Origin of the sequence: Phenylobacterium sp. RIFCSPHIGHO2_01_FULL_69_31, assembly GCF_001824475.1 — a bacterium.
Taxonomy (GTDB): domain Bacteria; phylum Pseudomonadota; class Alphaproteobacteria; order Caulobacterales; family Caulobacteraceae; genus Phenylobacterium.
Map to the genome: position 1 here is coordinate 1 of NZ_MHXN01000003.1, position 7,840 is coordinate 7,840.

At 69.7% G+C, this 7,840-nt stretch carries 6 protein-coding genes; 2 read left to right on the plus strand and 4 right to left on the minus strand.

The genetic code is table 11. The annotated features are described in order from the left end of the window. Positions 1-992 precede the first annotated feature (992 nt). On the plus strand, positions 993-1,430 hold the full coding sequence (locus A2790_RS00275) for an Rrf2 family transcriptional regulator (RefSeq protein WP_293386709.1): 438 nt from the start codon (positions 993-995) through the stop codon (positions 1,428-1,430). 119 nt (positions 1,431-1,549) lie between these two features. Here A2790_RS00275 and A2790_RS00280 read toward each other — a convergent pair whose 3' ends face one another. After that, positions 1,550-1,978, minus strand: coding sequence for a CBS domain-containing protein (locus tag A2790_RS00280; RefSeq protein ID WP_293386710.1), 429 nt, complete (start codon positions 1,976-1,978; stop codon positions 1,550-1,552). 98 nt (positions 1,979-2,076) lie between these two features. After that, positions 2,077-2,781, minus strand: a complete 705-nt coding sequence (locus A2790_RS00285) for a rhomboid family intramembrane serine protease (protein ID WP_293386711.1) — start codon at positions 2,779-2,781, stop codon at positions 2,077-2,079. Between the two features lie 128 nt (positions 2,782-2,909). Here A2790_RS00285 and A2790_RS00290 point away from each other — a divergent pair, with 128 nt between their 5' ends. Then, entirely contained in the window at positions 2,910-5,780 is a 2,871-nt protein-coding gene (locus tag A2790_RS00290) for an insulinase family protein (RefSeq protein ID WP_293386712.1), read from the plus strand. On the opposite strand, the gene A2790_RS00295 is transcribed toward A2790_RS00290, so the two are convergent. Continuing rightward, positions 5,777-7,243: a carotenoid oxygenase family protein gene (locus A2790_RS00295; RefSeq protein WP_293386713.1), complete on the minus strand. Its 1,467-nt coding sequence runs from the start codon at positions 7,241-7,243 to the stop codon at positions 5,777-5,779. The genes A2790_RS00290 and A2790_RS00295 overlap by 4 nt on opposite strands. Before the next feature lie 22 nt (positions 7,244-7,265). After that, a complete protein-coding gene (locus tag A2790_RS00300; protein ID WP_293386714.1) occupies positions 7,266-7,706 on the minus strand; it encodes a DUF2141 domain-containing protein in 441 nt (146 codons plus the stop codon). Positions 7,707-7,840: the final 134 nt, after the last annotated feature.

The following is a 7,840-nucleotide window of genomic DNA, read 5'->3' on the forward strand; positions in this document are numbered from 1 at the left end:
TCTGCGTAACCGACCTACTAGAGATCGGCTGGCTATAGTCTGCGTAGTTCTTGACGAGTTCCCACAAATCTTGGCCGAACCGAAGTCCGACCATATTCATGGTGTCTTCAAGAGACCGCAGTCACAGTCAGCGTCGAGATAGCCTGGTTAAGACTATCGCCAGGACGCCGCCGCCTGCGTTTCTCTTTCCAAATCAACAATGTCAAAGACCCGCACCGGCTTTCGCCGAGCCCACTGTTTAGCGCCGGTGGTCGGCGGAGGCGGCTATCTAGTGACCGGCCTCTTTAGTGTCAACCGGGCTTTTGGAGCCTTTGCGACATTTCCGAGAACCCCCGGATTTGACCGCAAAAATCACCGCGGGCTGCCGAGGGGCTTCCCTCAAAGTCCGTAGCGATTCGATTGGAGCTCGGGAAATTACTCATTTCGAAGCGAAAATCAAGCGCTTTGTCGGCGCCCGCCGTCCGTTTCGATGTGAGCCCCGCCCCGAGCGGGAGGCGGCTAATTAGTGGCCGTCCCCCTGGGTGTCAACCGGCTCCTTTCGGACCCTTCCGCCGATCCCCGGGAGCTCCGGTTCTTCGGGCTGAAGCCCAACTCGGCGACTGAGGAGCGAACTCTGCAGACGCCTGCGGCCGGGCGGCCGACCTCTCGGAGCAACAACAGCTTCGTCAGGATTATCAAGGGCTTGCGCCCCGTCGATCCCTTCGTCGCCGCCCCGTTCCGAGCGGAGGCGGCTATCTATTGGCGCCCCTGCCCCTCGTCAACGGGCTGTCGCAAAGAATCTCACAGACCGTCGTCATGGCGCACCTGGCGGCCCCGGTCGCGATGGGATTAGGGAATGGGTTCGCGCCCGCGCACCGCGGGGCGGCACAGTCTTGCGTCCTTCCAGTCCTCTGGATCGCAGCCGCGCCAGGCGAGATGCCGCACTCCCTCCAGGCGGGAGCCGCCTTGCGCGCGTGTCATGCACCCGCCACAAGTTCGCGGGGGAGACGAGCATGTTGTCGCAGAAGGCGAAGTACGGACTGCGGGCCCTGGTCGAACTGGCGCGCGCCGACGGCGGCCAGGTGAGCGCCGGCGAGCTCTCTCTGCGGGCCGGGGCGCCGCGAAAGTTCCTCGAAGCGATTCTGCTCGAACTCTCGCGCAACCAGATCGTCCTCAGCCGGCGCGGCAAGTTCGGGGGCTATGTCTTGGCCAGGCCCGCGGCCGCCATCACCTTCGCCGAGATCATCCGGGTCATCGACGGCCCCCTGGCCCTGGCGCCCTGCGTCAGCCCAAGACTCGGCTTCCGCAAATGCGCCGACTGCCCCGACCTGCAGACGTGCACCCTGCGCGAAGCTCTGCGCCGCGCCCGCGACGCCACCGCCGATGTCCTGGAGGCCTACACCCTGGCCGACGCCGCCGTTTCCGGAATGCCGGCCGCCGCGGCGCTCTGAGATAGGGTCCGCGACCAGATAGAAATCGGGCGGGGAAGGATCCGTCCCCTTCCCCGCCCTTTTCGCCGACGCACCGCCGGCTTTCAGCCCTCCACGAGGGAGGGGGGTCTCGCCCGAATCTAGCTGGCCGCGATGTAGGCCTTCAGGCCGTCGGCCTCGGCCTCCACCTCGGAGATCTTCCACTTCACCAGGTCGCCGATCGAGACGATGCCGACCAGCCGCTCGTTCTTGCAGACCGGCAGGTGGCGAATGCGCCGGTCGGTCATCTTGGACAGAAGGGAATCGACCGTCGCGCCCGGATCGGCGAACAGCACGTTCGCGGTCATGAAGTCCGAGACGGGACGCTTCAGCGCCGCATCGCCATGCGAGGCGACCGCGCGGACGATGTCCCGCTCCGAGACGATCCCGACCACGCGCTCGGCGTCCAAGACCACCAAGGCGCCGACGCCCCTGGCATGCAGCAGCTCCGCCACCTCGCCGACCGTGTCGGTCGGCCGGATGGTGAAGACCGTGTCTCCCTTGGCGCGGAGAATTTGCGAGACCAGCATGAGGCCTCCTGTTCCCGTTCTCTGGAAGAACACCGTCCCCCAGTTTCAGCCGCGACACAATGAGGCGGCCTTCACGCACGCGTGACCGCGCGGCTCCCTCAGCGCTTTCCGGCGAGCCAGCCGAACGGCCCGATCAGCAGCACGCCCGCGGCGAAGCCGGCCAGGTGCGCTTCCCAGCCGACCCCGGCGTCGCCCGCCCCGGGAATGAGCGCGCCGCCGGTAAAAGCCATGATCAGGTTGACGAAGATCCAGGCCAGACCCATCCCCGTCACCGCCTTGGAGAACATCGGCCCCGGCCGGCCCTGCCCGCCGATCAGCCGTGCGGCGCCGCCCATCAGGCCCGAGGCCGCCCCGGACGCACCGACCAGCGCCGCATCCTGTCCCCAGTGCAACGCCGCGAATCCCAGGCAGGCGAGCACGCCGCACACGAGATAGAAGAGGAAGAACGCCACGACCCCGCCAAGCCGCGGACCATAGTAGCGAGCGACCGGGGCGCCGAAGGCCAGGATGAAGGCCGCATTCATCAGCGCATGCGCCCAGTTCCCATGGACGAACAGCGAGCTGACCAGCCGCTCGGGGTGGCCTTCCAGCATGAGCGACGGCGAGAAGGCGAAGGCCGCGCTCACCAGCGGCAGCGGAAAGCGGCTCTGGATCAGATAGGCCACGACGATGCTGACCGTCAGGGCCACCACCGGCCACGGGGCGTTCACGATCGGCTCGGGCGCGGGCCGGAAGTCCGGATCACCCGGATGCTGCGGTCGCGGCGCGCCGTCGGCGGGCGCTTCAAAGTAGGCGGCGTTCATTTGCACTCCATGTAAGACGTGTCGCGCTCGTGCGCGAGCCGCACGCGTATGGCCGCTTTGCCGCCTTGCCCCCGCCACGGGGCTTGGCGATGGTGCGGGCGTTTCATGGTGCTTTCCAGGCAGGTTTTATGATCCGTCTTCTGGGCGCAGGCCCCGCCCTCTTCGCCGCGCTCGTCCTTGCCTTCGCCCAACCTGCCGCCGCCCAGCTTCCCACGGCTCCGCCTGCAAGGCTCGCGCCAGGCGAATGGCCCCAGGCGAAGTCCGACCTCACGCCCGACCCTGCCGTCCGCTTCGGCGCCCTGCCCAATGGCATGCGCTATGCCATCCGCAAGCAGACCGTCCCCGCCGGCCAGGCCGCGTTCCGGCTGTGGTTCGCGACCGGGTCGATGATGGAAACCGACGAGCAGGCGGGGCTCGCCCACTTCCTGGAGCACATGGCCTTCAACGGCTCGAAGGAGGTCAAGGAAGGCGAGATGGTCAAGATCCTCGAGCGCCTGGGCCTCGCGTTCGGCGCCGACACCAACGCCTCCACCGGCTTCTCCGAGACCATCTACAAGCTGGACCTGCCCCGCACGGACACGGAGACGGTGGACACCTCGCTGAAGCTGCTCCGGGAAGCGGCCTTCAACCTGACCATCGACCCCGCCGCCGTGGACCGCGAGCGGGGGATCGTCCTCTCCGAGGAACGCGCGCGCGACACGCCCGGCTACCGGGTGGTGGTGCAGCGGCTGAACTTCCTGCTGAAGGGCCAGCGCCTGCCCACGCGCCTGCCGATCGGCAAGGTGGACGTGCTGCGGACGGCGCCCGCGAGCCGCATCGCCGACTACTACCGCAATTGGTATCGGCCGGAGCGCGCGGTCTTCGTGGCGGTCGGCGATTTCGACGTCGACGTCATGGAGGCCAAGATCAAGGCCTCGTTCGCCGGCTGGACGGCGAAGACGCCCGCGCTGCCGGAGCCGGATCAGGGGCCGATCGCGCCGCGGAAGGCCGAGGCCAAGCTGGTCGTCGACCCCGGCGTGACTCAGTCGCTCCAGGTTGCGTGGATCGCCCCTCCCGACACCTCGCTGGACACCGCCGCCAAGCGCCGGCGCGACCTGATCGAGAACCTCGGGCTGTCGGTGCTGAACCGCCGCTACTCGGCCATCGCCCGCGGCGCCAATCCCCCGTTCCTGGGCGCGGGCGCTTACAAGGGTGAGCAGGACGACGCCGCCGAGATCGCCACGATCGGCGTCAACGCCGAGTCCGGACGCTGGCGCGAGGCGCTGGCCGCGGCCGAGCAGGAGCAGCGGCGCATCGTCCAGTACGGCGTGCGGCAGGACGAGCTGGACCGTGAGATCGAAGAGATCCGCGCCAACCTGAAGGCGGCGGTGGCCGGCGCCGCCACGCGGCGGCCCGTCGACCTCGCCGGCGAGATCGTGAACTCCCTGGCCGACCATACCGTGGTGACCTCTCCCGCCGACGACCTCGCCCTCTTCGAAGCCGGGGTGAAGGACCTGAAGGCCGAGACGGTCAACGCGGCGCTCAAGGACGTCTTCCAAGGCCAGGGACCGCTGGTCTTCATGGCCTCCCCTACCCCCATCGATGGTGGAGAGGCGACGCTGCTGGCCGCGCTGACCGCCTCGCAACAGGTGGCTGTAGCGCCGCTGGCGGCGAACCAGCTGGTGGCCTGGCCGTACGAGCGCTTCGGATCGCCGGGCAAGGTGGCCGACCGGCGGGAGGTCGCCGACCTCGGCGCCACCTTCGTTCGCTTCGCCAACGGCGTGCGCCTGACGGTAAAGCCGACGACGTTTCGCGACGATGAGGTGCTGGTGCGCGTGAACGCCGGCCGCGGCATGCTGGGCCTGCCCGCCAACCGCCAGAGCCCGTTCTGGGCGTCCAACACCTTCGTCGAGGGCGGGCTGGCCAAGATCGGGGTGGAGGACATGGAACGGGTCCTGGCCTCGAAGGTCTATGGCGGCCGCTTCAGCATCAGCGACGACGCCTATGTCCTGTCGGGCGCCACCCGCACCGGCGACGTGGCCACCCAGCTCCAGGTGCTGGCCGCCTACCTGACCGAGCCCGGCTGGCGGGAGGCGGCGCTGGCGCGGATCAAGGCGGCCGCGCGGACCATTCACGACCAGTACGAGGCCACCGACAACGGCGTGCTGAGCCGCGACCTGCCGGGCCTGCTGCGTTCCGGCGACCGCCGCTGGACCTTCCCCAGCAGCGAGGAGATGGCCAACGCCCGGCTGGAGGACATCAAGGGCGCCATCATGCCGGATCTGGCGAGCGGGCCGGTGGAGGTGGTGATCGTGGGCGACATCACGGTCGAACAGGCCATCGCGGCCACGGCGGCGACCTTCGGCGCCCTGCCCCCGCGACCCGAGCCAAAGCCGGTCCCCGCTTCGGCGCGTACGGCGCCGTTCCCCAAAGGCTCGCCCGAAACGGTGACGCTGACCCACAAGGGCCGCGCCGACCAGGCCATCGGCTTCATCGCCTGGCCGACCACGGACTACTTCGCCGACCCCCAGCGGGCCCGCGACACGGCGGTGCTGCGCGAGGTGATGAAGCTGCGGCTCACCGACCAGCTGCGCGAGGCGCAGGGGGCGACCTATTCGCCGGACGTGAACTCCCAGCACAGCCTGGTTTGGACCGGCTGGGGCTATATCGCCGCGAGCGTCGAGGTGCCGCCCGAGAAGCTGCCCGGCTTCTTCGCCGACGCCCAGAAGATCGCGGCCGACCTGGCCGCCACCGAGATCGGCGCGGACGAACTGGCGCGGGCCAAGCAGCCGCGGATCGAGGGCATCCAGCGCGCCCGCGTCACCAACGGCTACTGGCTGGGCGAGCTCTCCGGCGCCCAGGCCGATCCGCGCCGGCTGGAGGTGATCCGCCAGATCATCCCCGGCACCGAACGGGTCACCGCGGCGGACGTGAAGCGGGCGGCTCAGACCTGGCTGAAGCCCGAGGCCGCCTACAAGCTCACGGTGGTCCCGCAGGCCGGCGCCGCCGCAGCTCCCTAGGCTTTCACGAACGTCCCGTGCAGGCTGACCGGGAGGACCCGGTCGGCGCGCCAGGTGCAGAGCGGCCCCTCGGCGATCCGGCGGGCGTCGAACACGTGCAGTTCGGTGGCCTTGGCCCGGGTGTTGACCGAAGGGGCGAGCAGCCAGCCGTCCAGCTCCGCCGACCCGTCCGGTCGGGCGACGAAAACGGCCTCCTCCATCAACTGGTGCGCGCCGAGATCGAAGGCGTCGGACCGACCCGTCTTCCAGTCGTGGGTCGCTACACCGCGGTACAGCGGCGCGTTCGGCGAGGCGCCGGCGGCGTGGATCGTGTAGCGCCGCGCATGGCCGGCGAATCGGCCGTCGATGCGGGGGAACTCGGCGGCCAGGCCGGTGGGGTCCAGCGTCGCGCGACCGTCGGGGTGCAGGGCCACCAGGCCGAGCTTGGCCGCCTCCTGCCGCGTCCAGGCGCCCTGCATCAGGGCCTTGCCATTCTCGGTGGCGAAGCTGGGGTCCGGGCTGAAGCAGCCGTCGAAGCGGATGGTGCCGTCGCGCTCTTCCCAGGCGGCGCCATAGTGGAAAGCGAACATCGGCGGCAGCTCGTAGATCCGCCGCCGGGAGAGGTCCGCCTTCTCGACGACCAGCACCTTGGTCCCAAGCTCCGGTCGCCAGGAGAAGCTCTGGTTGAAGGGCGTGACCAAGCGGTCCTGGATCCAGGGCTGGAGCACCAGGATGAGGTGCGTGGCCGTGGCGCTGAAATCGTGGACATAGCTGGCCGCCGGCAGGTCCAGCATCTCGGCCGACTTCAGCGCGCCGTCCGGCCCCAGCCGCCAGACCAGGGCCTGCTTACCGTTGACGCCCAGGCTCCAGGTGTCGCCGCCGGGCTCGCGCCGCGGGTGGGCCAGGAACGGGACATGCGCGAGGTCCGGCCGCAGGGTCTTGACGCCCCGCGTGGAGAGGTCGGCCGGATCCAGGGCGATGGGCGAGCCGCCCTCCCACAGGGCCCAGAGCTCACCCCCGGCCGGCATGACCGAGATGTTGGCCGCGTTGACGTCGTCGTTGTTGCGCACCCGGGCGCCCGGCCGGGCGGGGGTGCCGAAGCCCGGCGTGACCACGGCGTCGGCGGCGGCGTCGGCCCGGCGCTTTGGCGTGTCGATGAAGCGCGCCTCCATCGTCGCGGCGCCGCCCTCGACCCGGAAGGCGCGCATCAGGCCATCGCCGTCGAACCAGTGCTCGACTGAACCGCCCGGGCGGCGGAACTTGCCGGGGCCGTTGCGATAGAGGCTGCCGGCCAGGCCCTCGGGCGCGCGGCCGTGAAGCCGCTTCATCGCCGTTCGCGGCACGTCGGCCTCGAGGTCGGCGAAGGCGGCCTGCCAGTCGATCCCGGCCTGGCTCATCTGGGCGGCGGCCTGGGCGACCTCCGGCGTCAGGACGGCGGTAACGGTCGCGCCGCCGAGGGCGCGTAGGAAGTGTCGGCGGTCCATGTGTGTCTCCTTCGCGGCCGGTTCAGTCGATATCGATCGCGTGGACATTGGCTCCGGCCTTCACCTCGAAGGCAGCGGCTTCCCACTTGGGTGGGCCCATCATCCCCTCGGCATTGTTGGAAAAGGCGAACGGCTCGGTGGGCATGCCGAAGGGGTTCGTCGCCATCTTCCCGTCGCCGTCCAGGTCGTGGAACGCCTTGATGGCGTAGCGGCCGGGGGCGAGGTCGGCGAACCGCGTGGTGACGGCGCTGCCCGAGACGGCCAGCATGTCCTGGGCCACGGCCGGCGCCTTATCGTCATAGGCCGCCTCGCTGTTCACGAGCACGAATAGGATCGCGCCGGTCTGCTTCTGCAGTCCTTTGAAGGCGAGCGTGAGATCCGCGGCGCTGGCGGCGCCCGCCTGGGCGGCCGCGCCGGCAAACCCCAGGATGAAGGCGGCGGCGAGTGTGGGTAGGCTTTTCATATTGAGGCGGCTCCGGGTCCGGCTGTCGATGCCCGGACGCTAGCGACCGCCCTTCGCGCCGCATCCGCCGATACGCGGGGCGACGCGCCGCCTACGCGAACGGCGCCGCCTGCCGTTCACGCTGCGTGAGTGGC

Excerpts from the sequence above, each read along its gene's own strand:
- A2790_RS00275 (WP_293386709.1), top strand. The coding sequence starts at position 993 with ATGTTGTCGCAGAAGGCGAAGTACGGACTGCGGGCCCTGGTCGAACTG.
- A2790_RS00280 (WP_293386710.1), bottom strand. The coding sequence starts at position 1,978 with ATGCTGGTCTCGCAAATTCTCCGCGCCAAGGGAGACACGGTCTTCACC.
- A2790_RS00285 (WP_293386711.1), bottom strand. The coding sequence starts at position 2,781 with ATGAACGCCGCCTACTTTGAAGCGCCCGCCGACGGCGCGCCGCGACCG.
- A2790_RS00290 (WP_293386712.1), top strand. The coding sequence starts at position 2,910 with ATGATCCGTCTTCTGGGCGCAGGCCCCGCCCTCTTCGCCGCGCTCGTC.
- A2790_RS00295 (WP_293386713.1), bottom strand. The coding sequence starts at position 7,243 with ATGGACCGCCGACACTTCCTACGCGCCCTCGGCGGCGCGACCGTTACC.
- A2790_RS00300 (WP_293386714.1), bottom strand. The coding sequence starts at position 7,706 with ATGAAAAGCCTACCCACACTCGCCGCCGCCTTCATCCTGGGGTTTGCC.